Origin of the sequence: Caldicoprobacter guelmensis (genome assembly GCF_016908415.1) — a bacterium.
GTDB classification, from domain to species: Bacteria; Bacillota; Clostridia; order Caldicoprobacterales; family Caldicoprobacteraceae; genus Caldicoprobacter; species Caldicoprobacter guelmensis.
Genome location: NZ_JAFBDW010000001.1, coordinates 131,828 through 157,071 on the forward strand (window position 1 = coordinate 131,828; position 25,244 = coordinate 157,071).

Sequence of the window (25,244 nt, forward strand, 5' to 3'; positions counted from 1 at the left end):
AATTCTATATCAAATTTCATTAATTTTTTAAAACCTGGGAGGCGGAAAAGGATGGAATTGTGGTACACCGAAAAGCAAACACCCAATGTTGGAATTACATGTAAAACCAAATGCACTCTGGTAGTGGAAAAGACCAAGTATCAAGAATTGGCCATAATAGACACAGAACAATTTGGACGGATGCTGGTGCTGGATGGCATGGTTCAGACCACCATCAAAGACGAGTTTGTGTACCATGAGATGATCACCCACATACCTCTATTTACTCATCCCAATCCAAAGACTGTGGTAATTATCGGAGGCGGAGACGGTGGAGCAGTGAGGGAAACGCTTAAGCACCCTTCAGTCGAAAAAGTATACCTGGTTGAGATCGATGAAAGAGTGGTTGAAAACAGCAAAAGATACCTCCCGGAGGTCAGCTGTGGTCTTTCTGATCCGCGGTGCGAGGTGCTGTTCCAAGACGGAATAGAGTTTATAGCGCGCCATGAAAATGCCTTTGACGTTGTGTTGGTGGATTCTACTGAACCCATTGGTCCGGCTGCTGGATTGTTTGCTAAAGATTTTTATGCGTCTATATATAGAGCCTTAAAGGAAGACGGGCTTTTTGTGGCCCAGACCGAATCCCCTTTCTTTAATGCTGACCTCATTTGCAACACATATACCAGCATAAAGCAGGTATTTCCTATAGTACGACTTTATCTAGCGTCTATTCCCACTTATCCCAGCGGGCTGTGGAGTTTTACCCTAGGCTCAAAGCGGTATGACCCCTTAGAGGTAGACGAGAATCAAATCTTACCAATTGATACCAAGTATTATTCCCCTGAAATACATAAATCGGTTTTCAAATTGCCACGATTTGTGAAGGAACTATTAGAAAGCAATGGATGATTTGAGCGGTATTGACAAAATCATTTATTGTCATTATCATTTTAAAAAGTGTGGGGTTTTATGTAGCTATCATGGAAAGGAAATGATGCAGATGCTGAAGGAGTACAGGTGGAGCAGTCGTTTTATGGGCAGCAGGGAAACCTATGATGAAGGCGACGTGGTAATGGTAGGGGCGCCCATGGACTATAGCGTAAGCTATAGGCCGGGTGCCCGTTTCGCCCCCCAGAAGATTAGGGAGGTATCATACGCCATTGAGGAGTACAGCCCATATTTGGACAGGGACCTCTCGGAAATAAGATTTTTTGATGTGGGGGATTTAGAACTTCCAATGGGTAATATAGAGTCCAGCCTGAAGATTATCCAGCAGGCTGCCCATGAGATACTGGAAGATGATAAAAAGCCGCTATTCATTGGTGGCGACCACCTCATTACATACCCTGCGGTAAAAGCGGTTTATGGCAAATACGGCGACGGTCTTAGGCTTGTTCATTTTGATGCCCATGCTGACCTAAGGGAAGAATACCTGGGTGAGAAAAATTCTCATGCTTCGGTGATCAAGCGGTGTAGCCAGTTCGTTTCGTTAAAGAACATATTTCAATTCGGCATTCGTTCTGGCACTCGCGAAGAGTTTATGTGGGCAAGGGAAAATCTCAATTTTTATCCATTTGAGGTTTTGCGGCCCTTAGAAGAGGTTATAGATGTGTTAAGGCCTTATCCGGTATATATTACAATCGACATAGACGTGGTGGACCCTGCTTATGCTTGGGGAACGGGTACTCCTGAACCTGGAGGATGTACGCCTCACGAAATATTTCAGGCTTTAAAGGCGATGAGGGGGTTGAACATCGTAGGACTGGACCTGGTGGAGGTAAACCCGGTATACGATACGGCCGAGGTAACCTCCATACTGGCTGCCAAGATAATTAGGGAAGCTGTCCTTATAATGGCTTGATAAATTTTTATCAAAAAATTTTTCGAATAAAGAAGGAAAAAAGGTATTTATGTAGAATAAAAAGAAATAGGGACAGAAGTTTTGTTTTTTATAAAATTTTAAGAGGATCTGGAGGGTGTTGGATGAGTACGTACGACAAAATAAGGGCTATGCAGGACCAAAAGCTGGCCATTCGTGAAGGCGGTGGCCCAGATAAGATTCAGAAGCAGCACGAGAGCGGCAAACTGACTGCTCGCGAGAGGATTGAGCGTTTGGTGGATCCAGGCAGCTTTGTTGAGATCGATGCCTTTGTGAAGCATCGGTCGGTGGAGTTCGGCCTGGACAAGATGAAGATGCCTGCCGACGGCGTGGTGACCGGCTATGCCACCATCGATGGGAGGCCGGTATATCTGTATTCCCAGGACTTTACCGTCATGGGTGGTTCACTGGGTGAGATGCACGCCAAGAAGATCACCAAGATAATGGACATGGCTATGAAGACAGGCTGTCCGATAATATGCATAAACGACTCTGGTGGCGCAAGAATACAGGAAGGGATAGACGCTTTGAGCGGGTATGGCGAGATCTTTTTCCGCAATACCATGGCTTCAGGGGTTGTGCCGCAAATTTCCATAATAGTAGGGCCGTGTGCTGGTGGGGCGGTCTATTCTCCAGCCCTTACCGACTTCGTGTTCATGGTGGATAAGATAAGCAAGATGTTTATAACCGGCCCGCAGGTGGTTGAGGCGGCAACGGGCGAAAAGGTATCGGCCGAGGATTTGGGCGGCGCTTTGACCCACAACAAGATAAGCGGCGTTGCCCACTTCATGAGCGCTACCGAGGACGAGTGCTTTGCCGCAGTAAGGAAGCTGTTGAGCTATCTACCGCTCAATAACATGGAGGACCCGCCGCTTTATGAGTGCCAGGACGACCCCAACAGGTTGGCGCCTGAGCTTAATGACATCATTCCTGACAATCCCAACAAGGCTTATGATGTAAAGGATGTGATCAGGCGGGTAGTGGATAATGGCGAGTTTTTTGAGGTTCAAGCGCTGTATGCTCCTAACATCGTGGTGGGGTTTGCGCGCCTCAATGGCAGGTCGGTAGGCATTGTGGCCAATCAGCCCAGCCAGTTGGCAGGGTGCCTGGATGTCAATGCTTCCGATAAGGCGGCGCGCTTTGTGCGCTTCTGTGATGCCTTCAACATCCCAATTATAACCTTCACCGATGTGCCGGGATATCTGCCGGGTGTGGATCAAGAACACGGCGGCATCATACGGCACGGTGCAAAGCTGCTTTATGCGTATTCCGAGGCAACAGTCCCAAAAATCAACGTCATTTTGCGCAAGGCATATGGCGGTGCGTATATAGCCATGAGCAGCAAGCATCTGGGGGCTGACATGGTAATGGCGTGGCCTACAGCCGAGATTGCCGTGATGGGGCCTGAGGGCGCTGCCAACATCATATTTAAGAAGGATATAGAGAGCGCAGCTGACCCAATTCAAGCCAGGCAGCAGAAGATAGAGGAGTATCGCCAGCGCTTTGCCAATCCTTATGTGGCGGCTGCACGGGGCTATGTCGACGATATAATCGAACCTGAGGCTACAAGGCCAAGGCTTATAAGCGCTCTTCAGATGCTGGAAGGCAAGCGCGAAAACAGGCCACCCAAAAAGCATGGTAATATACCTGTGTGATCAGATTGAAATGAGGTGGGTAAAATTGGATATTGTTTTGGATAGTGTAAAAGTCATGGTTCTTGGTATGGGAACCGTATTCGTCGTTTTAATTGGCTTGGTGTTCATAATCAAAGCCTTACACAGGCTTACCGATAAAAGCGCAAGTAAGGCTGAGCAGGTTTTTGAACCTGCACAGAAAAGCGATGCGGTTAATAACGCTGTTCAACTTCAAGAGCGGGTTGAAGAGGATGAGGAGCTGGTAGCGGTTATAGCCGCTGCTGTTGCAGCTTCTCTTCATCGCTCCACTCATGACATCGTTGTAAGGTCCATAAAGCGCGTTCCTGCCATAACGCCCATATGGAACAGGGTTGGGCGTCAGGAACAAATTGTAACAAGGCTTTAAAAATAATCTATTGTTAAGGAGGAAGTAAACATGAGGAAGTTCATCATAACCGTTAACGGAAAGTCATATGAGGTTGAAGTGGAAGAGTTGACTGCTCAAACCGGAGGTGCTTCTGTACAGGCTGTTCCTGTAACTCCGGCGGCGCCAGCGCCTCAGCCGGCAGCTCAAGCCGTTGCGACACCTAAGCAGGAAACAGCTGCAGACCAAAAGCCCAGTGCCCAGCCCATACCCAGCGGAGCCGAGCTGGTAAAGGCGCCTATGCCGGGTACCATACTGGATGTAAAGGTGAATGTGGGGGACGAGGTAAAGAGGGGACAGGTATTGTTGATACTTGAGGCCATGAAGATGGAGAACGAAATCATGGCCCCAAGAGATGGTAAAGTTGTTTCAATACAGGTGAGCAAGGGAGCGTCAGTAAACGTTGATGACGTGTTGGTGGCATTACAGTAAAATACAAAGCTGGAGGTAGAGCAATGAACAAACCATTCATTGAAGTAATATTCGATTTTATTCAAGATTCGGGCTTTGCTGTCATAACATGGCAGCAGGCCTTGATGTTGCTTATATCCTGGTTTCTAATTTATCTGGCCATAAAGAAGAAATACGAACCTTTATTGCTTTTGCCCATAGCGTTTGGCATGATGCTTGCCAATTTGCCATTGGCTGGGTTGACTGCCGAGCCACAGTATGAGATGGTAGACGGCCAGATGAAGCTAAAACAGATAGGAGGGCTTTTGTATTACCTGTATCAGGGCGTAAAGCTGGGCGTGTATCCTCCGCTCATATTCCTGGGTATTGGGGCTATGACTGATTTTGGACCGCTGATTGCCAACCCCAGTAGTTTATTGCTGGGTGCGGCCGCACAGCTGGGGATATTCGCTGCATTTTTCCTGGCAAGGTTGCTGGGGTTTGATAACAACGCCGCTGCTTCAATAGGCATAATCGGTGGAGCCGATGGCCCCACTGCCATATTTTTAACCTCCAAATTAAAGCCAGAGCTTTTAGGCCCTATTGCAATTGCTGCCTATTCGTATATGGCTTTGATACCTATGATTCAGCCGCCCATAATGCGGGTGCTCACCACCAAAAAGGAGCGCCAGGTGGTGATGAAGCAGCTCAGGCCAGTGTCCAAGCTTGAGAAGGTTTTATTCCCCATTGTGGTAACTGTGGTAGGTTCGCTCATTGTACCTTCAGCGGCTCCTCTGCTTGGCATGCTCATGCTGGGTAACCTCTTCCGGGAGAGCTTTGTGGTGGACCGGCTCAGCAAGACGGCGCAGAACGAGCTCATCAATATAATCACCATATTCCTGGGCGTCACTGTAGGGGCAACGGCTACCGCTGAGAGGTTTTTGTCTCCGGACACCCTCAAGATTATCGCTTTGGGGCTTTTGGCGTTTGCATTTAGCACTGCAGGGGGCGTATTGTTTGGCAAGGTCATGTACTGGGCAACAAAAGGCAAGATCAATCCTCTGATAGGTTCGGCAGGGGTATCGGCTGTGCCCATGGCTGCCCGCGTGTCTCAAGTGGTGGGCCAACAGGAGAATCCATCCAATTTCCTTCTGATGCATGCCATGGGGCCTAATGTAGCTGGCGTTATCGGTTCGGCCATTGCGGCAGGAGTGCTTCTCAACCTGTTCGGTTGATAGCTTAAACTTTTGAATGGGAGGATATTCATATGGCGAAGGTAAGAATAACCGAGACCGCTTTTAGGGATGCGCATCAGTCATTGATTGCTACCAGGATGACCACCGAAGAGATGCTGCCGGTAGCAGAGATGATGGACGAAGTGGGATATTATTCCATAGAGATGTGGGGAGGAGCCACCTTTGATGCCTGTTTGAGGTTTTTGAATGAGGACCCATGGGAGAGGCTTCGCAAGATACGCAAAAAGATGAAGAAGACCAAGTTGCAGATGCTGCTGAGGGGGCAGAACCTGCTGGGATACAAGCATTATCCCGATGATGTGGTCAGGGAGTTCGTAAAGAGGGCAGTGGGCAACGGCATAGACATCATACGTATATTTGACGCCTTAAATGACGTTAGGAACCTTGAAACGGCAATTCGGGCTACCATTGATGAAGGTGCCCATGCACAGGCTACTGTTGTGTACACCATCAGTCCCATACACGATATACAGCACTACATCGATACCGCCAAGACGCTGGAGCAGATGGGAGCTCATTCCCTGTGCATAAAGGATATGGCCGGGCTTTTGACGCCTTACAGGGCATATGAGCTGGTCACTGAGCTGAAAAAAGCCGTGAGTATACCTATCCAGGTACACTCCCATTACACCAGCGGTTTGGCATCCATGACCTATCTCAAGGCCATAGAAGCTGGGGCTGATGTGGTGGATTGTGCTATCTCGCCCATGGCCCTTGGCACATCACAGCCGGCCACTGAACCGTTGGTGGCTGCCCTCAAGGATACGCCTTACGATACAGGGCTTGACCTTGACTTGCTCAGCAAGATTGCGGATTACTTTAGGCCTTTGCGTGAGAAATATATGAGCAAGGGTTTGCTCGACCCGAAGGTTTTGTCGGTGGATGTAAACACCCTTCTTTATCAAGTGCCAGGCGGTATGTTGTCCAACCTGGTATCCCAGCTTAAGCAGCAGAACAAGCTGGATAAATATGAAGAGGTGCTCAAGGAGATACCCAGAGTGCGGGAGGACCTGGGCTATCCACCATTGGTTACTCCTACCAGTCAGATGGTGGGTACGCAGGCGGTGTTCAACGTCATCCTTGGGGAGCGCTATAAGATGGTGCCTGCTGAAGTAAAAGCCTATGTGAGGGGCGAATACGGCAGACCTCCAGGGGAAATCAAAGAAGAGGTTCGCAAGAAGATCATAGGCGATGAGCAGCCCATCACTTATCGCCCAGCTGATGCTCTGGAGCCAGCGCTTGACAAGTATCGTGAGGAGATAAAGGCTTATATGGAGCAGGAAGAAGATGTCCTCTCTTATGCCTTGTTCCCACAGGTGGCGCTGAACTTTTTCAAGTACCGCCAGGCGCAGAAATATAAGATTGATAGCACTCTGCTGGATGAGGAAAACAAGGTGCATCCCGTTTAAGGGAAAGTGAAGATGGAAAATGGGTTGAAGGGGTGGTATGTAGGCAAGCCAAAAACAAGTCAAAAAGTGGAGTATATGGCTTGCTGGCCACCTTCTTCTTTTTGTTTTGATTGAGGGTGGCAACCTCACAGAGCTAACATTTGTGATGAAGGTATATGACGTTGGGGCAGTTGCTGGTGTATCTCAACACCTTGACATGGCTGCCTGGATTTATCTTCTTTCCGCATTTGAGACACATATAATTTTGTTTGTAAAGGATGTCTTCAGTGACCTCAATATTGAGATGGCCGTATTTTTTCCAGCTTTTCCAGCCGGTCTTACATAGAATGTGGCGCTTATCGTAATCTGCGTATACCCACCTCAATATCCTGTGAAAGTGCAGGGGATACCGGGTGTATTTTACGTACTGGGCGGGTAGGCCAAGATTTAAAGCATATTGTTGAAAAGCGTTTTCTATTGCCGTCTGAAGGGGCTCTTTGATTTTGACGCTTATTATATGGTATCCTTCATGCCTTAACTTGTCTCTCACTGTCTCAAACATGTAGCCTTGGCATATTTGTATTTCTTCCTTTTTATCCACGTGCAGTTTGGTTAAAAGTGAATACACTATTTCTTCGCATTTAAGTATGTATGCCTTTTTTTCAAAGGCGCCTTGGTAATAAAATTCGACTGGAATGAAGTCGAAAGCGAATTCACCCGTCTCTACGCGCATGACGCCGATGCATGTTCCGCCTATTAAGCTTCCGCTCCCCGCGTCATCTATCTGTATCAAACACGCTCACTCCTCAGTTAGACCTTATCATAGTTTATATTTTACACAGGCAGGTATTCTACTATTTTTATGTAAAATATGTGAAAACGATAGGTAAAATATTTAAATGTAAGGCGTGTTGAGATGTCCTCGTGTTTGGTATATAATGGTGTAGACAAAAGAGAATGCAAAAGGAGATGAGGTATGAGGCTTTTGGTGTGCAACGATGACGGTATTTTTTCCAAAGGGATCATTCAGCTGGCACAAAGCATGAAAAGGCTTGGCGAGGTGGTGGTAGCTGCTCCTAATGGGGAGAGAAGTGCAATAGGCCACGCCATTACCCTACACAAGCCCCTCAGAATAGAGCAGGTAGAGCTTCCAGGTGTGGATGTTGAAGCCTATTCTATCAACGGTACCCCGGCTGACTGCGTAAAGATAGGTGTAGATGTAATAATGCAGCGAAAAGTCGACCTGGTCATATCTGGCATCAACAGGGGACCAAATTTAGGCACCGATGTAATATATTCGGGTACGGTGTCGGCAGCCATTGAAGGTTGCATCCTGGATATACCTTCAGTTGCCATATCGCTGGTATCGTATAAGTCCAATGACTTTTCGTATGCAGGCGAGGTGGCATTTGAGGTTGCTAAAAAGTTGCTTGAACATGGGTTACCCAAAGGGGTTTTGCTCAATGTAAATGTGCCTGCTGTGCCCAAGGAGGACATAAAGGGGATAAAAGTTGTGCCATTGGGTATACGGCGGTATGCCGAGACGTATATTAAGCGTTTGGACCCGCGGGGTAAGCCATATTATTGGCTTACAGGGGAAGCCATAGAGACTTCTCAAGAGGAAGGGCAGGCTGATACCGATATAACTGCTGTGAGGCAAAACTATGTCGCAATTACGCCGATTCACCTGGACTTGACGTTTTATCCTTTTATGGATAGTGTAGCTAGTTGGTTTGAAGAGCGAAAGTTTAAAGGCTAAAGGAAAGGGGAGTTTTTATATGGAGAAGGAGAGTATAAATTCCCATGCGGTAATGGCGGTCTTGGACATAAAGAATTTCCCTGACCTCTATAAGATAGTGGATTTTTTGAACAAAAATCTGAAGGACAGGGGCTTAATATTTGGGCTTACAAAGAAGGATGATGAGACAATGCGCATATCCATATATGAAGTCGGCAAAATGAATAAATGAAACCTTAAACTTGCAAATTTAGCATTAGGTGTTAAAATATTCTTGTAAGACCTATGAGGGAACTATGTTTGAGGAGGATAGTTTGATGAATAATGAGGATTTGCTTCAGCGGATTGCCGAGCGGTATAAGAAGATGAGCAAGGGCCAAAAGCTTATTGCGGATTACATCCTAAACAATTATGATAAAGCCGCCTTTATGACGGCCTCAAAAATAGGCCAGAAGGTGGGAGTAAGTGAATCCACGGTGGTAAGGTTTGCAAACATGCTGGGATATGAAGGGTATCCTCAGCTTCAAAAAGCGTTGCAGGAAGTGATTCGCAATAAGCTGACAACGGTACAGCGAATAGAGATGACCTCTGAGCTTGACGAATCTACCCTTTTGAAGACGGTGTCAAAGATGGACATAAACAATATACGCATCACTGTTGAGGAGATAGACAAGGAAGTCTTCAACCGGGTAGTGGACAAGATATTTTCAGCTAGAAGCATATACGTGTTGGGATTAAGGAGCGCTGCGCCCTTGGCTCAGTTTATGGGTTACTATTTGAGCTTTATATTTGAGAAGGTAAGGGTGGTGACCTCCGGGGTCAACGATATTTTGGAGCAGCTCATACACATTCAGCCGCAGGACCTGCTGATTGGCATAAGCTTTCCCAGATATGCGAGGCGTACAGTGGAGGCTATGGCTTTCGCAAAGAGTAAAGGCGCTGAAACCGTTGCCATAACAGATTCGCACCTGTCACCTCTGACGGCTTATGCTGACTATATACTGCTGGCAAGGAGTGACATGGCTTCCTTTGTAGACTCTTTAGTAGCGCCTTTGAGTTTAATAAACGCTTTGATTGTGGCGGTAGGCCTTCGTAAAAAAGCGGATATATCATCCGATTTTCAGGAACTCGAGAGGATATGGGATGAATATCAAGTATATGTGGGGAAAGATCGTGCTTAAGGGGACGTATAATCGTGTTTGTTTACATTGTAAGGCATGGGGAGACTGACTGGAACGTTGAGGGTAGGACGCAGGGAACCTCTGATATTAGCTTGACCGATAAAGGGCGTATTCAGGCATTGAGGTTGGCCAGGCGCCTTAGAAATATGCCTATAACTGCTATATACTGTAGCGACTTGAAAAGGGCTGTGGAGACCGCTTCGATAATAGGACGAGAGCTAAATATGCAATGGATAACTACTCCACTCCTCAGAGAGGCCTGTTTTGGGGAATGGGAAGGGCACACTATACGGGAAATCGAAGACCTCTTTCCAGGTCAGCTATCTCGGTGGTATCAAGACCATGATTTTCGTGCTCCGGGCGGGGAAAGTGTAAACTGCGTCAGAGAAAGAATTGTGAAGTTTATAGGTCAAATCAAGGCCTTGGAGATGGGACAAGATGAGGGTATTTTAGTGGTGTCTCACGCCTTGACTTGCAAAGTGTTGATTGTGGAGCTTATGGGCCTACCGTTGACCTATATAAGGAGAATCAGGCAGGACAATGCGGGGTTGACTGTTATAAAAGTACTGGAAGAAGGTAGTGTCCTGTTTTCGCTCAATGATGCGTGCCATGTCGAGGATTAAATATCACTTGTACTGTATGGTTTGCCGGGCTATAATTAATAGGTGAAGAGTTTGTAATGGAAAGGTAAAATGCAAAGCTGATTGATGGAGGGCATGTAATGAACCAGGTGGGAAGCAAAGAAGTTGCGCGGGCTGCCATTGAGATGGCGCTCACCCGAACCAGGGAAGAAGAAAAGGCATTGAAAGAGCAGTTGCAACGTGAGGGCATAAGCGCTGCTGCTGTTGATTACGGTGGAGAGTTCATAAGTTCGGTCAACAAGATCGTGGAGAGGGCCGTTGTAGCTGCCAAAAGGGAAAAGGTGATAAACGAGACCCATCCAGAAGAAGGGGCTGTAGCGGGAGCTACCAGGGAGGCCATTTCGCAGATCATGAGCAAAGCCATTGGCCTTAATGTGGGCGGCAAAATAGGCATTGCCAGGAGTGGTGACCACATAAGTGTAGCCCTGTTCTTCGGAATAGGGATGATACATTTAAACGAGGTGGCCATAGGCTTGGGGCATAGAGTGGTTTAAGTGGGGAGTTTTTTATATGCGCGTTAGAGCTATAAGGGGAGCCATAACAGTTGAAGAGAATACACGCCTTGAGATTTTGAACAAGACAAAAAAGCTGCTTAGCACTATAATAGAGAAAAACGATTTGTGTTATGAAGATATAATAAGCATCATATTTACTGCCACAAGGGACATTGATGCGGTGTATCCTGCAGTTGCTGCCAGGGAGATGGGCTTGACGCAGGTGCCGCTTCTGTGCTGTCAGGAGATGTACGTGGAGGGCAGCTTAGGAAAATGTATACGAGTGCTCATCCACGTGCAATGGGCTGATGACAGGGTACCACAGCACGTGTATCTTGAAAAAGCGGTAAATTTAAGGCCGGATATTGCACAAACTTGAGCTTCAGAGGAGTGTCTTGATGAAGACGATTACCATCGCTATAGACGGTCCTGCAGGGGCCGGCAAAAGTACCATAGCCAAAATTGTGGCGCAAAAGCTTAATATACATTATTTAGACACAGGGGCTATGTACAGAGCAGTGGCCTTGAAAGTACTGCAGCAGGGTTTAGACCCGTCAGACCACGAAAAAGTCATATCGATTCTTCCCTCAACCCACATTGGAGTTACATATCAGCATAGGCTTCAACGCGTATATCTTGATGGACGGGATGTTACCCATCTGCTTAGGCAACCGGAGGTTACAAAGGCTGCTTCGGAAGTGGCGACCATCCCTGAGGTGCGCATAAAGTTGGTGGAATTGCAACGAAATATAGCGCGGAATTATTCAGTGGTAGTAGATGGAAGGGATATAGGGACCTTTGTGTTTCCTAATGCTGACAGGAAGTTTTATTTGACTGCTACGTTGGAGGAAAGAGCAAGGCGCCGATGGTTGGAGATGCGCGAAAAGGGTTACGACCAAACTCTGGAGGATGTGAAAAGAGAGCTTGAAGCCCGGGATAAAAATGACATGAACAGGGCTTTTGCACCTTTGCGGAAAGCCGAGGATGCCATACTGATAGATACTACTGGCAAAACAATTGAACAGGTGGCCGATGAGGTGTGTGGTTATTTGAGGGAGTACCTTGGTTGATGGTTGGCAAATAGAAGGCGGGGTGGTATGTTGTTCTATAAATTTGCACGGGCCATAGTGCGTCCCTTAATGTTCTTGCTGTTTAGGCCTCGTGTTGAAGGGCTTGAGAACTTTCCCATGGAAGGCAAGACCATTGTATATTCCAATCACATTTCGCTGCTGGATCCTGTACTGATTGGGTGTGTATTGCCTAGGCAGGTATTTTTCATGGCCAAGATGGAGCTGTTTAAAATCCCGGTGTTGAGGACCATAATCAGGCAGTTGGGGGCTTTCCCTGTAAAGCGGGGTTCGGCAGACCTTTCAGCTATCAAGCACTCTCTTCAGGTGCTAAATGACGGTAAGGTGTTTGGGATCTTTCCTGAAGGCACGAGGAGTAAGACCGGGTTTCTACAGAGCTTTTCTCACGGTATCGCTTCCATTGCACATAAGTCCAGGGCCAAGGTTTTACCCATTGCCATAGTGGGTCAGTATAGATTGTTTAGGCCGATAACAGTCAGAATTGGCAGGCCATTGAATTTTGAGGATTATTTTGAGCAGAAATCCAATACCGAGCTTCTTGAAAGGATGGCCGATGAAATGGAGAAGGCGCTTAGGGATTTGCTGAGCGCTTAAAGAGTGGGGAGGCTTTAGGGTTGAAGGTTATAGTAGCCAAAAATGCTGGTTTTTGCTTTGGCGTCAGGCGCGCCGTGGAGGCAGTTTATGAGCAGCTTGGCAGGGGAAGTAGGGTTTATACTTACGGTCCAATTATTCATAATCCTCAGGTAGTGGAGGCTCTTGCATCTAAAGGTGTGGTGATTGTAGACGATTTAGATCATATAGAAGGGGGTACTATTGTAATTCGTTCCCATGGTGTGCCGCCTCAGGTTTACAGCCTTATGAAGGATAAGGGGCTGCACGTGGTTGACGCTACATGCCCTTACGTAAAGAGGGTTCACAATTTGGTGAGCAGATATTACAGCAGAGGGTATCAAATTATCATAGTGGGTGAAAGAGACCATCCTGAAGTAATAGGCATAAACGGTTGGTGTGATAATTCGGCGTATATTGTCAACGATCCCGAACAGGTGGATTCTCTACCTCATATTACCAAAGGTTGCGTGGTAGCGCAGACCACAACTTCATATCAAAGGTGGGAAGCCATAATTGAGCGATTGCGCGATAAAGTAGAGCAGCTTGAGGTTTTCAATACCATATGCAATACAACGGCCGTAAGGCAGTCTGAGGCTGAGTCCATCGCTAAAATGGTGGATGTGATGCTGGTGATTGGAGGCAAAAATAGCTCCAATACTCAAAAGCTGTATTCCATATGTAAGGCTCATTGTCCTAAGACCTTTGCTGTTGAAACGGCAAAGGATATAGATGTCAGCGTAATAGGTCCAGGAGATACCGTAGGCATTACTGCCGGTGCCTCGACTCCTGACTGGATTATCAAGGAGGTAATTGATATGGTGAGTCAATTGTTAAATGGACAGCAGATGATACAAGATGGTGTCACGAAAGGCGACAACTTTGAGGTCAATGGTCAATCGGCCGATTTAAAGGAAGGAGAGAAAAGGGCTGCGCTTGAACAATCACAGCCGGAAATGTCAGAAGACATTTCATCTATGGAGGCTTTTGAAAATGCGATTACGGATTTAAGGCCTGGTCAGGTTGTGCGAGGCACGATACTCAAGATAACCCCTGAAGAGGTCATAATAAGTCTGCCCTACAAATCAGATGGGATACTGCCCGTTAGCGAATTGACACTGATTGACCCGCATACGGGCGAAGTAAAATGGCACGAGGGGGACTCTATAGACGTTCAGGTAGTAAAGATCGACGATGGGGAGGGGAATGTCCTTCTTGCGCGCAAGTCCCTTGAAAAGAGGTTGGCATGGGAAGAGCTTGAAGATGGTTTCAAAAACGGTAAAGAGTTTAAGGGCATATGCACCGCGGTGGTAAAGGGCGGCGTGTTAGCCGATGTGAACGGCGTTCGAGTTTTTGTGCCCGCTTCCCACTTGTCAACGCGGTATGTTGAGGATTTGAATTCCTTGGTAGGTAAACCCCTAAGGCTTAGGATTTTGGAGTTTGACCGGCGCAACAACAGGGTGGTAGCGTCTCAGAGGGTTATACTTCAGGAGGAAGAAGAAGCTAGAAAAAAGGCACTGTGGGATTCCATCAGAGAAGGACAGGTAATTACAGGGGTGGTTAAGAAGGTGACAGATTTTGGCGCTTTTGTGGATATTGGAGGAGTGGATGGTTTGATACACGTATCTGACCTATCATGGGGGCATGTAGGCCATCCCAGTGAGGTGGTGCAGGAAAACCAGGCCATAACTGTAAAGGTCCTTTCGGTAGACAAGGAAAGGGGAAGGATTGCTTTGGGGTATAAGCAGACGCTGCCGCAGCCCTGGGATAACGTGGCTGAAAGGTACCACGTTGGGGATGTTGTAACCGGCCGAGTGGTAAGGCTCACTCATTTCGGGGCTTTTGTGGAGCTTGAACCAGGTGTGGATGGACTGGTGCACGTCTCAGAGATAGCTGAAGGTCATGTCAATAAGCCGGCCGACGTGCTGCAGGTGGGACAAATGGTAAACGTCAAAATACTGGATATAAAGCCGGAGCAGAGGAGGATAAGCCTCAGCATAAAGGAAGCCCTTCGAGAGCAGCAAGAAAAGGAGGCAGCCCAAACAGAAAAAGAATATCAAGCTGATGAAGGAGGCTTATCGGTCAGCCTGGAAGAGCTTTTTCCTGAGAAATTTAATCTAAGAGATTAAGATAAGGGCGGCTCGAGCTGCCCTTTATCAGTTTCTGGGTATAAAATTTTTTGAGTGCGGGAAAACTATACACTGAACCTCACAAACACATTGAGACCCCCCCTTTACAATTTTTAAGCCGCGAAAAAATGTGTTTCGCGGCTTTTTTTTTGCAAGATTATATGATAAACTCTAATTTGGTCAAGCAACCGAATGGGGTAGGGAGATGGAGCATGGATTGGGCATACGATGATTTCAAAAAAGCGGTTTTGGAGCTTACTGGCGTTGACTTGTCTGGCTACAAGGAAAAACAGATGAAAAGGCGTATCGATTCATGGATTAGCCGTAGTGGATATGATGGGTATAAGGCGTACTATCAGGCACTTGTTGAAGACAAAGAACAACTGGCTCGCTTTTTGAGCTATATAACCATAAACGTTTCGGAATTTTTTCGAAATCCTGGCCAATGGGCTGTCCTGGAGAAGGAGATACTCCCGGACCTCTTGAAGAAGCACAGCCACATCAAAATATGGAGTGCGGCCTGTTCTACAGGTGAGGAACCATATTCTGTGGCAATGCTCCTTGCTAAGTTTCTTCCCCTGCAGCGCATACGCATTCTGGCCACCGACATAGACCAGGAAGTATTAAACAGGGCCAGGGAGGGAATATACGATGCGAGGAGCCTGCAATCGGTGCCGCATGAACTCATAGCCAGGTATTTTAAACCCATAAATGGCCTTTTTGCAATCGACCCTATGATTAAAGCCTGTGTCCACTTTGAACGCCATGACCTGCTTAAAGACCCTTTCCCGGATAATTGCCATCTTATACTGTGCAGGAACGTGATGATATATTTTACAGAGGAGGCCAAAGTAAAGGTCTATAAGAAGCTTTATGATGCCCTTCATCCGGATGGGGTGTTGTTTGTGGGCAGCACCGAACAAATCATAATCCCTCAAAGATACGGATTTCAACCGCTCAAGCCTTTTTTCTACAAGAAGATGTAAGGTTCAGGTTGAGCACAAAGCCTTTATGCTTGATGCCATGTTGTTGAGGTTGACTATTTCGTCGTGAGGCTCACGCTCAATTATGGTCTTGGATATACCGAATATGGTGCAGGTGGAAGGCGACCGCACCAGGACGTAGCTGCCACAGAAAATATGCTATTTCCTTTTGGATTGACCTGGCTCCCCATTCGGGGTATAATGTTTATACAAACACCTGTTGCTCTTTGATTTGAGAGAGGGATGAAGGAGGGCTCTTATGGCTAATATCATGATCAACTTGGGGTTGGCCATCCAGGAAAAGGACCTTAGGAGGCTGAGGGAAAGCCTCCAAAAAATGTCACCCAACGATGAAATTACCATAAGATTGGAATCTGCTTATAGCTATGAGGAGGATATGATCATAAACGAGCTTGAAAGGCTGGGAATGGATTACCGATCCTATGGTGGCAAGGGTAATGACTTTTACGTCATTGTGAGGCGTAGGCTGCACTAAAAGGGCGTGATGATGTATCACGTCCTTGTTATATAAACCATCCTTTCCTCAATACAAAGTAGTCTAAAACCGCATGTTACGTGAATATAATAAGCTTAGCAGGAGGGGTTAGGATGGTATCGAGTAAGCTGGGTAAAGATGTAATAGCGCTTTTATACGTATTATTTTTTTTCCTTTTATATATGGCGATGGGGGAGTATGACCTGAAGTTTGGCTTTGAACCTAATGCTCAAGTGGCCAGCCAGCCCGGTGAGCATGCCGACAGCGAGCAAGGTGAATACAACATTTTCATTGATTTGACCGAATCCATGCTGTATTTGTTTAAAGGAAATGAGCTGGTAAAGAAGTATCCCATAGCCCAGGGCAAACCTTCTACACCTTCACCCATAGGGGTGTGGGAGATCGTCAGCAAGGCCAGAAACTGGGGCTCGGGCTTTGGCACGCGGTGGATGGGCTTGAACGTGCCGTGGGGCACTTATGGCATTCATGGGACCAACAGGCCCGAGTCTATAGGTCGTAGGGCATCGGCAGGATGTTTCCGCATGAGGAATAGGGATGTGGAGGAGCTGTATGACCTGGTGCCCTATCGCACCAAGGTGGTGGTCTACGGCGGGCCGTTTGGCAACCTTGGCAGCCAACTTGTAAGGTTAGAACCAGGAGACCGCAACTCCCACGTGTTAGAGGTGCAGAAAAGGCTAAAACGCTTGGGGTACTATCAAGGAAGTTTGGATGGCATATACGGTGAGGGAATGAAAAACGCCCTTATAAAGTTTAAAAAGGAACACGGCTTGCCCATGAACCACTATGTTGACTGGGTTACATACAAAGCCCTGGGGATTATTCCATTTGAGTGAGCAAATTTAATTCTGAAGCCATGGCTCAGGCGCTGTCAAGGATAAGTGCAGAGGAAACCCAAAGAAAGCGAATGCTGGAAGATATAATTCAGTGGCTACTAAACAAAGGTTTTTAGGCAGGTGGTTTTTATGGGACTGATAGGAAATATATACGGCCTTTTGGGTTATTATTTTCATGTAAAGGACAAGCCGGATAAGGCCATCCGCTTTTATGAAAAAGGTATGGCCCATGACATGACAAAACCGTCTTACAGGCTGGCGTACGGGGTATTGCTTTTGAAGAGGGGCCAGTTTCAAAAAGCCAGGGACATATTCAGCAGCGTGCTCATTGACCCCCGCTATAAGGACTCGGTGAAAAACATGGCCAAGCTTAACCTGAGCCTGGCATACTGGAAACTGGGGGACATAGATACCGCTATTGAGATGCTTAAGGAACTCCATAGGAAGCAGAGAACCGCTAGGATATATGGGGCATTGGGCTATTTGCTCATCGAAAAGGGGAATCTGGATGAGGCTTTCAAGTATAATTTGGAAGCTGTGAAGTACGACGATGAAGACCCTGTCATACTGGACAACCTTGCTCAGACCTACTACCTGATGGGTAAGCTGAAGGAGGCCAAAAAGTATTTCGAAAAAGCGGAGTCGCTTAAAGAGGATCAGGTATCTACGCTTTATTATTTAGGTTGTATCTATTATCAAGAAGGCAACCTTCAGGCTGCCAAAGAAAAGCTTGAAAAGGCGCTGGAGTGCAATATAAATCCTTTGAGCACTGTAAGCAGGGAGGCAATACAGCAAAAACTGGAGGAGATAAACAAAGCCCTTCAATCTGGCAGCTTGAGGTAAACGGCCCTCTTCCTGCTCTGCCGCGGAGCGATACCTGTTGTGTCGGTATTTTCGGATTGTTCATTTGAAGACGGCACTACAATCGAAAGAAGAGGAGTTGGTGTGCCCTGCAGAAGTTGGCCTTCTATCTCTAATTCGGGGTGTGTCGGCACTACAAAGTAGGTGTATTTTTTGCCACGGTCAACAAAAGCATCTATCCACCCTACGGGATCAAGAGTTCCGGTTTTTATTTGATGTATGAGCAAGGGGTTACTTCTGCCCTCTTCCAGCCTGTAGATGTTATAAACGGCGAAGGTATCCTGCGGCTTAAATGATATGACCGGCAGGCCAGCCTCATTTAAAGTTATTTTAAAGTCAGAAGGTGGCTGCAGCGGTGTCCAGTAGTCAGACTGTTGTGTGGGGGCGGTGCCGGGTATAAAGTATTCGGTTATAGTATAATCAGGTGGCGTGAGAGGGGAAGCAAGCAACGCTTCTCTCTTTTCTTTTAGCGCTTTAGCGTCTAGCTTGACCTCTATGATGCCAGGAGGCTTTTTAAAGTCAGGGGCTTTTTCATCACGGTATATATACTTAAAAACGGCTTTTGCAAGTTCGGCAGGATATTTCCCCCCTACTGCGTCGGGGGGCAGATAGTGCTGCCTGTCTACGTTGTCATATCCCATCCACACGGTGATGACGTACTGTGGGTTATACGCCACAACCCAGGCGTCTTTTACACCTTCTATCCCTGTGAATTCTTCAGTGTCGGGGAGCTCTACCGTTCCTGTCTTGGCTGCCAGAGGTATGTTCAGGTCTTTAAGCCTTGAGGCTGTCCCATTTTTAACGGCTGAGCGCAGTATATCGTTTAAAATAAAAGCGCCTTCTTGGCTCATCACCTGTTTTTTTAGGGATTTAGATTGGTAGATGGTTATGCCGTATGAGTTTTCTATACGGCGTATGGTGGTGTAATCCTTGTATCTTCCACTGTCGGCCAAGGCAGCGTATGCCCGGGCAAGCTGTATAGGCGTTACACCTTTGTAGAACCCACCCAAGGCAATTGTGAGGCTGTACCTATCCTCTTGGGTAAAGGATATCCCAAATTTTTCAGCAAAAGAGATTCCGTTTTGAATGCCTATATCTTTGAGTATGCGCACTGCCGGGATATTTACTGAATCGGCCAGTGCTTCCCTGACCGTGATCCATCCGCGATATCTCCCGTCGAAATTGGATGGTTTGTAATCGCCAAACCGCACTTCAGCATCCAAAACGAAGGTGACGGGGGTATAGCCGAAATATTCAATGGCAGGGCCGTACACCACTAGGGGTTTTATGGCTGAACCTGGCTGTTTTGGCATTTGAATTGCCCTGTTTAGACCTTTTTGTATTACGGTGCTGCCGTCAAGGTATTCCCTGCCACCGATGATGGCTCGAACTTCCCCCGATGGTACATCCAGGACTACCATGGCGCTTTCGCAAGGAATGCCGCTTGTTGGACACTTTGGGAACAAATCTTCTTTCGAATACAGCTCTTCTATGTATTTTTGCAGCTCTCTGTCAAGGGAGGTGTATATCCTGTATCCTTGGGTCAGCAAAGCTTCTTCGGATACGCCGAGTATATTAGCTGCTTCCTCTAAAACCATGTCCATAAAAAAGCGGTGTGGATAGTGGCGAGGGGATGGTTGGGCAAACACCAGCTTCTCTGATTTGGCTTTTTCCCCTTGTTGGGGTGAAAGATATCCGTATTTGACCATTAGATCTATTACCAGGTTTTTTCGTTTTAGGGACTCTTCTAGGTTGTTAAAAGGGGAATATATTGATGGGCTTTTGGGAATGCCTGCTAGCAAAGCCGCTTCGGCTATCGTTAAGTCCTTTGCTGATTTGCCGAAATACAGCCGTGAAGCCGCTTCTATCCCGTAAGTCCCCTTGCCGAAATATATCAAATTGAGATACATCTGAAGTATTTGGTCTTTGGAATACAGATTTTCCAGCTTGTAAGCAAGATATATCTCCTGTAATTTTCTGTGAATGGTCTTTTTTTGAGTGAGAAAGGCATTGCGTACCACTTGCTGAGTTATGGTGCTTCCTCCTTCTGCGTATCTGCCCTGCTTTAGGTTTTGAATTAGGGCTCCCAGTAAGCGTTTTATATCAAAGCCGTGATGGCGGTAAAACCGTATGTCTTCTACGGCGATAAATGCGTTTTTGACGTGAGCGGGGATTTCAGACAAAGATACTTTTATCCTGTTTTCTACACCGTATACGCTGGTAATGAGGTTGCCGTCCATATCATATATAAAGGATGATTGCTTGAGGTTTTCTATTTTGCTCAGATCGATGTCCTTCACTTGATTGATGATGATGCTGAGGTATATGGCTGCTGATATGAGTACAGTTATAGCAAGGCTCAGCAAAGCTAGGATTACGGATCTATGCCGTGAACGGGAGTTCTTTTTTCTTTTTCTGCTCATCCGTGAAGGTATCGGTTCGTGATGGTTCATAGGGAATAACCTCCTGCAATAGCGTCGGTTTCATCTTGATTATTCCCTATAAACCATAAAATTAAACTAAATTTAAAAGGCTCCTTGATAGGAGCCTTTATTAACTGTTAAAGTCTTTTACGATATGCATTTCACCAAGTCCACGCTCTACGTTCATCTCGTAAATTCGGTTGGCTTGCAGTTTTTGGGCGATGATGGAGGCGGCTTTTTTTGGGTCAATGCGTTTGCCGCAGGTAAAGACGTCGATGCTGGCATAGCCGTGTTCGGGGAAGGTGTGGATGGCCAAGTGGGATTCGGAAACTATTACCACCCCTGACACGCCTTGAGGTGCAAACTGGTGAAATGTTACTTCCCTCACTTCAGCACCCGCTTGCAGCGCAGCGTCAGTCATCATCTTCTCAACGAATTTGATGTCGTTTAATAGTTCCCGATTACACTCCCAAAGTTCCAAAATACAATGTCTCGAATAGGTATCCATCAGCAATACCCCCTTTATTAAAATTTTTAAGTATCCACTTACGGGGGTAGGTTAGTACAACTGATGTCCTAGTCCCCATCTGAAGGACAGGCTCAGCAGATGTCCCAACCCTTTGATAAGTGGATACCTCTCTATGCAAAAACTTTGCATGCTGCACTATACTTTAACATAAATTGAGCCAAAAATCAATTATTATTCTCCAAATTTTTAAAGCGAATTTACAGTTTTTAAACTTGCAATGGCATATATAATAATATATACTCTTATATATAAGAGTCCGATGGATAAATAAGATGTGTAACATCTGTATACGAGAGAGTATTTGGATGGGGGGTGATGAAGATGCATAACGCTAAAAAGAGGATGTGGATATTGGCTGCAGCATTGTTTCTGGCAGTAATTGGGTATTATGTATACCTTTATTTTGAGCCAGATCCCCAGCGAATTTCATATAACGAATTCATGAGGGCGGTGGATGAGGGAAAGGTAGCCAAGGTATACCTTGATGATAGAGACTTGTTCAGGGGCGAATTTAAGGATGGCAACCAGTTCATAACTGATAATCCACGGAAGGAAGGGTTTAAAGAGGAGCTGCTTAAAAAGGGCATTGCCGTGGATGAGATGGCCCGTCAGACTCAAATAAGGGATATGGGAAGCTTTCTCATCACCATGGGAATCTTTGGAGGTTTTTTGTATTTTCTGTCTACCAAGACGGTAAGGCAAGCACAGGGCGGTATGGGGAAGATATCGTCGATTTCGGTGTGTCCTGAAGAGGGGAAGAAGGTTACTTTTGATGATGTGGCCGGCATCGATGAGGCTAAGGAGAGCATGAGGGATGTTATAGACTTTATAAAGAATCCTGAAAAGTATGCAAGGTATGGGGCAAGGCTACCAAGGGGTATTATACTTTATGGCCCTCCCGGAACCGGCAAAACCTTGCTTGCAAAAGCGGTAGCCGGGGAAGCCGGGGTACCTTTTTATGCCGTGTCGGGGTCTGATTTTGTACAGGTGTATGTAGGTGTAGGTGCGGGGAGGATCCGCGACCTATTTAAGAAAGCCAGGGAAAGCGGTAAATGCGTGATATTCATCGACGAGATCGACGCTTTGGGCAAAAAGAGGGATAGAGGCGTCGATGGAGGAGGAAATGACGAACGGGATCAGACTTTAAATGCTCTTTTGGCCGAGATGTCGGGCTTTAAAGATAATGAGGGTATTGTAGTCATAGGCGCCACCAATCGCTTGGATGTATTGGACCCGGCATTGCTCCGCCCAGGAAGGTTTGACAGGCACATTGAGGTTGGATTGCCTGATGTAAAAGGCAGGTATGAGATATTGAAGATTCACAGCAGAAACAAGCCGCTTTCGAGCGACGTTGACCTGTACAAGGTGGCGCAGCAAACGGTGTATTTCAGCGGAGCAAAACTGGAGAGCCTGATGAATGAGGCGGCGATACTGGCAGCAAAGCGAGACAAGGGATACATTGAACAATCGGATATAGATAAGGCGTTTTATATAGTTATGGCTGGCCTGGAGAAAAAGGACAGAAGCGTGATAAACGAGTTTGACCGCGAGGTTACTGCGTTCCATGAAGCCGGACATGCCCTGATGACCAAGTTGATAGCCCCAGAACATAGCGTTTCGAGGGTTACCATAATCCCCAGCACTAAAGGTATGGGTGGCTTTAGCATGAACATTCCCCCAGACAGGATGTATTACAGAAAGAGGGATATGGAAAACAGCATCAAAATAGCTCTCGCGGGTCGGGCTGCTGAAGAGATAATATTTGGCAAGGATAATGTCACGACCGGCGCTTCCAATGACCTTGAAAGGGCTACTGAGGTGCTCCTCGATATGATAAGGCGTTTTGGTATGGGCAAAAACACAGGGCTTGTCAATTATGATGTCCTTTACAACAACGGAATAAGGCAGGTCTCGGAGGAGGTGCTTTCACAGTGCAGGGAGACCATGGACCTCTTCTATGAGGAGGTAAAGGGGCTGTTGATTAGGCACAAGGACATCCTCAGTGCTATAGCAACGGCCCTGTTGGAAAAAGAAACCCTGGACGAAAGCGAGCTGGATCAGATTATAATGGAGTTTAATAAAAAGCGAGAGACGGCATAAAAAGAGCGGCAGAAATTCCTGCTGCTCTTTTAGGTGCGATGTTTAAAACAGGGATCAATTGGATAAAATATAAAAAAGTGCGGTATGAGAATGGCCTTGCAGGGTTATTGAAATTTATATCTTTTTGTTGTAAACTGGTAAGGAAAATTAAATAAGGGAGAGGGATTTGAGGGAGCTATGAAGTATGTATACGCTATTCTAACGGTTGTTGAAAATAATCCCATAATGCAGATGTATGTAAGCGATAAGCCTATGACCGGCAGGCAAATTTTGGATGAAGTGGTCCTAACAGAAGAAGAGAAGAAGAAGTACAAGGATTGGACTGATGCAAGAAAGGTCATTGAGGACATGAACAAGACGCAGTCTATCAGGGTGGAGATACAGGAGGTAGAGGTTCCTTAATGCAAAAATCCCTTCGACAAATATCGAAGGGATTTTTGTATGATTTCAGATTAAGATACAAAAATAGCCAATATTCGCTGAAGGAGAATTGAGGCAAATGAAGAATATATAAGTGTATTCATGCCTGTTGAGCTGGGGGAGGGATTTTTCTTGCAGATTCTAAGCCGCAAGCACAAACACACGCTTATAATTAAAATGGAGGGGGAACTGGACCATCATACTGCCGATACGGTGCGTGAACGGCTGGACAATATGCTTGAGGACCCAAGTATAAGGCATGTGGTATTTGATTTGAGCCAGCTAAAGTTCATGGATAGTTCAGGCATTGGGGTGTTTATAGGAAGATACAAGGTGGTTTCACAGCGAGGCGGTACGGTTTCTGTGGCTCATGTTACACCCCAGATCAATAAAGTATTGGAGGTATCTGGCCTTTACAGGATAATAAAGAGGTACAATAGCATCGAAGAGGCGCTGGCCAGTATAGGGGGGTGTGATGAATAGTGGAGGCCATAAACGAGATGCGGTTGGAGTTTCCAAGCAAGTCGCAGAATGAATCCTTTGCCAGAGTTACAGTAGCTGCCTTTGCCGCTCAGCTTGATCCCACCTTAGAGGAGATTGCCGACATAAAAACTGCCGTATCTGAAGCTGTTACCAATGCCATCATTCATGGCTACGAGAATACCATAGGGATTGTGACTGTTATAGCAAGGCTCTATGAAGGGAAAATCGAGATTGAAGTCATAGACAAGGGCAAAGGAATAGAGGACATTGAAAAGGCTAGGCAACCCCTTTATACGTCAAAGCCTGAGCTAGAACGCTCGGGGATGGGGTTTACTGTTATGGAGACTTTTATGGACGAGGTAGAGGTGACCTCTAGCCCAGGCCAGGGTACGCGGGTAAAACTGGTAAAGTACTTGAAGAGTACTGGTAGAGAACTGGGGCGAGAATGATGGATACCTTTGAGTCCTTTGACCGGGAAAAGGGAAATGAAAACGAAATACTGGATCTGATAGTTAAGGCTCAAGGCGGGGATGAACAGGCAAAAGAGGAGCTTGTAAAGAGGAATATAGCTCTGGTGAAAAGCATCGTAAAGCGGTTTTTAAATAGGGGCTATGAATACGAGGACCTGTTTCAGATAGGGGTCATCGGGCTTATAAAGGCAATAAACAACTATGACCCAAAGTTCAACGTACAGTTTTCAACTTATGCTGTTCCCATGATAATGGGAGAGATTAAGCGCTTTTTAAGGGACGATGGCCCCATAAAGGTGAGCAGGTCATTAAAAGAGCTGGCTAGCAAAGTTCAGGCGGTCAAGGAGCAACTGGAGAGCAGGATGTGCCGAGAGCCCACCATCCATGAAGTTGCAAGGGAAATGGGCATTTCGCCGGAAGAGTTAGTCCACGCCATGGAAGCAAATCGTATGCCTTCATCCATATACGATATCATATATGAAGATGATGACAATCCTATACTCCTCATAGATAAGATTCATCAAGATACCAATCAAATGGGTAAGCTTATAGATCGTATCATGTTGAAGGAAATGCTAGCAAAGCTGGACAGAAGGGAAAGAGCCATCATAGTAATGCGTTATTTCCAGGATAGAACCCAAAGCGACATTGCCAACGAACTGGGCATATCGCAGGTACAGGTTTCAAGGATAGAAAAAAAGGTGCTTCTGAAGATGAGGGAGATGTTATGATGAATGTCCGGTTAACCGGACATTTATTTTTTTTGGATAAAAAGGGAGATGGAGCACATACTAA

Annotated in this window: 28 protein-coding genes; 25 read left to right on the forward strand and 3 right to left on the reverse strand. The window is 46.4% G+C overall.

The window, feature by feature from the left end; all coding sequences use genetic code 11:
* Nucleotides 1-51 precede the first annotated feature (51 nt).
* The 7 genes from speE (at nt 52) to JOD02_RS00765 (ending at nt 6,971) form a co-directional block, all read left to right on the forward strand.
* Nucleotides 52-888, forward strand: coding sequence for a polyamine aminopropyltransferase (speE, locus tag JOD02_RS00735; protein ID WP_204486025.1), 837 nt, complete (start codon nt 52-54; stop codon nt 886-888).
* A gap of 91 nt (nt 889-979) precedes the next feature.
* Complete coding sequence (gene speB, locus JOD02_RS00740; RefSeq protein ID WP_204486597.1) at nt 980-1,840, forward strand: agmatinase; 861 nt, start codon at nt 980-982, stop codon at nt 1,838-1,840.
* Nucleotides 1,841-1,962: 122 nt separating this feature from the next.
* A complete protein-coding gene (locus JOD02_RS00745) occupies nt 1,963-3,513 on the forward strand; it encodes an acyl-CoA carboxylase subunit beta (RefSeq protein ID WP_204486027.1) in 1,551 nt (516 codons plus the stop codon).
* A gap of 25 nt (nt 3,514-3,538) precedes the next feature.
* Nucleotides 3,539-3,898, forward strand: coding sequence for an OadG family protein (locus JOD02_RS00750; RefSeq protein ID WP_204486029.1), 360 nt, complete (start codon nt 3,539-3,541; stop codon nt 3,896-3,898).
* Nucleotides 3,899-3,928: 30 nt separating this feature from the next.
* Nucleotides 3,929-4,348: a biotin/lipoyl-containing protein gene (locus JOD02_RS00755; RefSeq protein WP_204486031.1), complete on the forward strand. Its 420-nt coding sequence runs from the start codon at nt 3,929-3,931 to the stop codon at nt 4,346-4,348.
* Between the two features lie 23 nt (nt 4,349-4,371).
* Complete coding sequence (locus tag JOD02_RS00760) at nt 4,372-5,541, forward strand: sodium ion-translocating decarboxylase subunit beta (protein WP_204486032.1); 1,170 nt, start codon at nt 4,372-4,374, stop codon at nt 5,539-5,541.
* Nucleotides 5,542-5,573: 32 nt separating this feature from the next.
* Nucleotides 5,574-6,971, forward strand: coding sequence for an oxaloacetate decarboxylase subunit alpha (locus JOD02_RS00765; RefSeq protein WP_204486034.1), 1,398 nt, complete (start codon nt 5,574-5,576; stop codon nt 6,969-6,971).
* Nucleotides 6,972-7,104: 133 nt separating this feature from the next.
* Here JOD02_RS00765 and JOD02_RS00770 read toward each other — a convergent pair whose 3' ends face one another.
* The gene (locus JOD02_RS00770; protein WP_204486036.1) at nt 7,105-7,743 is read right to left on the reverse strand and encodes a hypothetical protein; all 639 of its coding nucleotides are present in this window, start codon (nt 7,741-7,743) and stop codon (nt 7,105-7,107) included.
* A gap of 183 nt (nt 7,744-7,926) precedes the next feature.
* On the opposite strand from JOD02_RS00770, the gene surE reads away from it, so the two are divergent.
* The 13 genes from surE (at nt 7,927) to JOD02_RS00835 (ending at nt 18,006) form a co-directional block, all read left to right on the forward strand.
* The gene (gene surE / locus JOD02_RS00775; RefSeq protein WP_204486038.1) at nt 7,927-8,709 is read left to right on the forward strand and encodes a 5'/3'-nucleotidase SurE; all 783 of its coding nucleotides are present in this window, start codon (nt 7,927-7,929) and stop codon (nt 8,707-8,709) included.
* Between the two features lie 52 nt (nt 8,710-8,761).
* Nucleotides 8,762-8,920 carry a DUF4264 family protein gene (locus JOD02_RS00780; RefSeq protein WP_243426282.1) on the forward strand — a complete coding sequence of 53 codons (159 nt, stop codon included), beginning with the start codon at nt 8,762-8,764 and terminating at the stop codon, nt 8,918-8,920.
* 85 nt (nt 8,921-9,005) lie between these two features.
* Nucleotides 9,006-9,869 carry a MurR/RpiR family transcriptional regulator gene (locus JOD02_RS00785; RefSeq protein WP_204486042.1) on the forward strand — a complete coding sequence of 288 codons (864 nt, stop codon included), beginning with the start codon at nt 9,006-9,008 and terminating at the stop codon, nt 9,867-9,869.
* 14 nt (nt 9,870-9,883) lie between these two features.
* The gene (locus tag JOD02_RS00790) at nt 9,884-10,492 is read left to right on the forward strand and encodes a histidine phosphatase family protein (protein ID WP_204486044.1); all 609 of its coding nucleotides are present in this window, start codon (nt 9,884-9,886) and stop codon (nt 10,490-10,492) included.
* A gap of 98 nt (nt 10,493-10,590) precedes the next feature.
* Entirely contained in the window at nt 10,591-11,004 is a 414-nt protein-coding gene (locus tag JOD02_RS00795) for a HutP family protein (RefSeq protein ID WP_204486046.1), read from the forward strand.
* Between the two features lie 16 nt (nt 11,005-11,020).
* The gene (gene aroH, locus JOD02_RS00800) at nt 11,021-11,383 is read left to right on the forward strand and encodes a chorismate mutase (RefSeq protein ID WP_204486048.1); all 363 of its coding nucleotides are present in this window, start codon (nt 11,021-11,023) and stop codon (nt 11,381-11,383) included.
* Between the two features lie 19 nt (nt 11,384-11,402).
* Nucleotides 11,403-12,074, forward strand: coding sequence for a (d)CMP kinase (cmk, locus tag JOD02_RS00805; RefSeq protein ID WP_204486050.1), 672 nt, complete (start codon nt 11,403-11,405; stop codon nt 12,072-12,074).
* Between the two features lie 27 nt (nt 12,075-12,101).
* Nucleotides 12,102-12,686 carry a lysophospholipid acyltransferase family protein gene (locus JOD02_RS00810; RefSeq protein ID WP_243426250.1) on the forward strand — a complete coding sequence of 195 codons (585 nt, stop codon included), beginning with the start codon at nt 12,102-12,104 and terminating at the stop codon, nt 12,684-12,686.
* A 20-nt stretch (nt 12,687-12,706) separates the two neighbouring features.
* Nucleotides 12,707-14,830 (forward strand): bifunctional 4-hydroxy-3-methylbut-2-enyl diphosphate reductase/30S ribosomal protein S1, encoded by a 2,124-nt coding sequence (locus JOD02_RS00815; RefSeq protein WP_204486053.1) that lies wholly within the window; start codon nt 12,707-12,709, stop codon nt 14,828-14,830.
* Between the two features lie 212 nt (nt 14,831-15,042).
* Nucleotides 15,043-15,816, forward strand: coding sequence for a CheR family methyltransferase (locus JOD02_RS00820; RefSeq protein WP_204486055.1), 774 nt, complete (start codon nt 15,043-15,045; stop codon nt 15,814-15,816).
* Nucleotides 15,817-16,072: 256 nt separating this feature from the next.
* On the forward strand, nt 16,073-16,309 hold the full coding sequence (locus JOD02_RS00825; RefSeq protein ID WP_204486057.1) for a hypothetical protein: 237 nt from the start codon (nt 16,073-16,075) through the stop codon (nt 16,307-16,309).
* A gap of 113 nt (nt 16,310-16,422) precedes the next feature.
* Nucleotides 16,423-17,163: a L,D-transpeptidase family protein gene (locus JOD02_RS00830; protein WP_204486059.1), complete on the forward strand. Its 741-nt coding sequence runs from the start codon at nt 16,423-16,425 to the stop codon at nt 17,161-17,163.
* 129 nt (nt 17,164-17,292) lie between these two features.
* A complete protein-coding gene (locus JOD02_RS00835) occupies nt 17,293-18,006 on the forward strand; it encodes a tetratricopeptide repeat protein (protein ID WP_204486061.1) in 714 nt (237 codons plus the stop codon).
* Here the strand turns inward: JOD02_RS00835 and JOD02_RS00840 are convergent.
* The gene (locus tag JOD02_RS00840; RefSeq protein WP_204486063.1) at nt 17,985-20,477 is read right to left on the reverse strand and encodes a transglycosylase domain-containing protein; all 2,493 of its coding nucleotides are present in this window, start codon (nt 20,475-20,477) and stop codon (nt 17,985-17,987) included. The genes JOD02_RS00835 and JOD02_RS00840 overlap by 22 nt on opposite strands.
* Nucleotides 20,478-20,577: 100 nt before the next feature.
* Complete coding sequence (speD, locus tag JOD02_RS00845; protein WP_204486065.1) at nt 20,578-20,955, reverse strand: adenosylmethionine decarboxylase; 378 nt, start codon at nt 20,953-20,955, stop codon at nt 20,578-20,580.
* A 342-nt stretch (nt 20,956-21,297) separates the two neighbouring features.
* Here speD and ftsH point away from each other — a divergent pair, with 342 nt between their 5' ends.
* The 5 genes from ftsH (at nt 21,298) to sigF (ending at nt 25,180) form a co-directional block, all read left to right on the forward strand.
* Entirely contained in the window at nt 21,298-23,076 is a 1,779-nt protein-coding gene (ftsH, locus tag JOD02_RS00850) for an ATP-dependent zinc metalloprotease FtsH (RefSeq protein WP_243426251.1), read from the forward strand.
* A gap of 177 nt (nt 23,077-23,253) precedes the next feature.
* On the forward strand, nt 23,254-23,478 hold the full coding sequence (locus tag JOD02_RS00855; RefSeq protein ID WP_204486069.1) for a hypothetical protein: 225 nt from the start codon (nt 23,254-23,256) through the stop codon (nt 23,476-23,478).
* Between the two features lie 150 nt (nt 23,479-23,628).
* Entirely contained in the window at nt 23,629-23,979 is a 351-nt protein-coding gene (gene spoIIAA / locus JOD02_RS00860; RefSeq protein WP_243426252.1) for an anti-sigma F factor antagonist, read from the forward strand.
* Nucleotides 23,979-24,428 (forward strand): anti-sigma F factor, encoded by a 450-nt coding sequence (spoIIAB, locus tag JOD02_RS00865; RefSeq protein WP_394355726.1) that lies wholly within the window; start codon nt 23,979-23,981, stop codon nt 24,426-24,428. Before spoIIAA ends, spoIIAB begins: the two co-directional genes overlap by 1 nt.
* Complete coding sequence (sigF, locus tag JOD02_RS00870) at nt 24,428-25,180, forward strand: RNA polymerase sporulation sigma factor SigF (protein ID WP_204486073.1); 753 nt, start codon at nt 24,428-24,430, stop codon at nt 25,178-25,180. The genes spoIIAB and sigF overlap by 1 nt, the downstream gene beginning before the upstream one ends.
* Nucleotides 25,181-25,244: the final 64 nt, after the last annotated feature.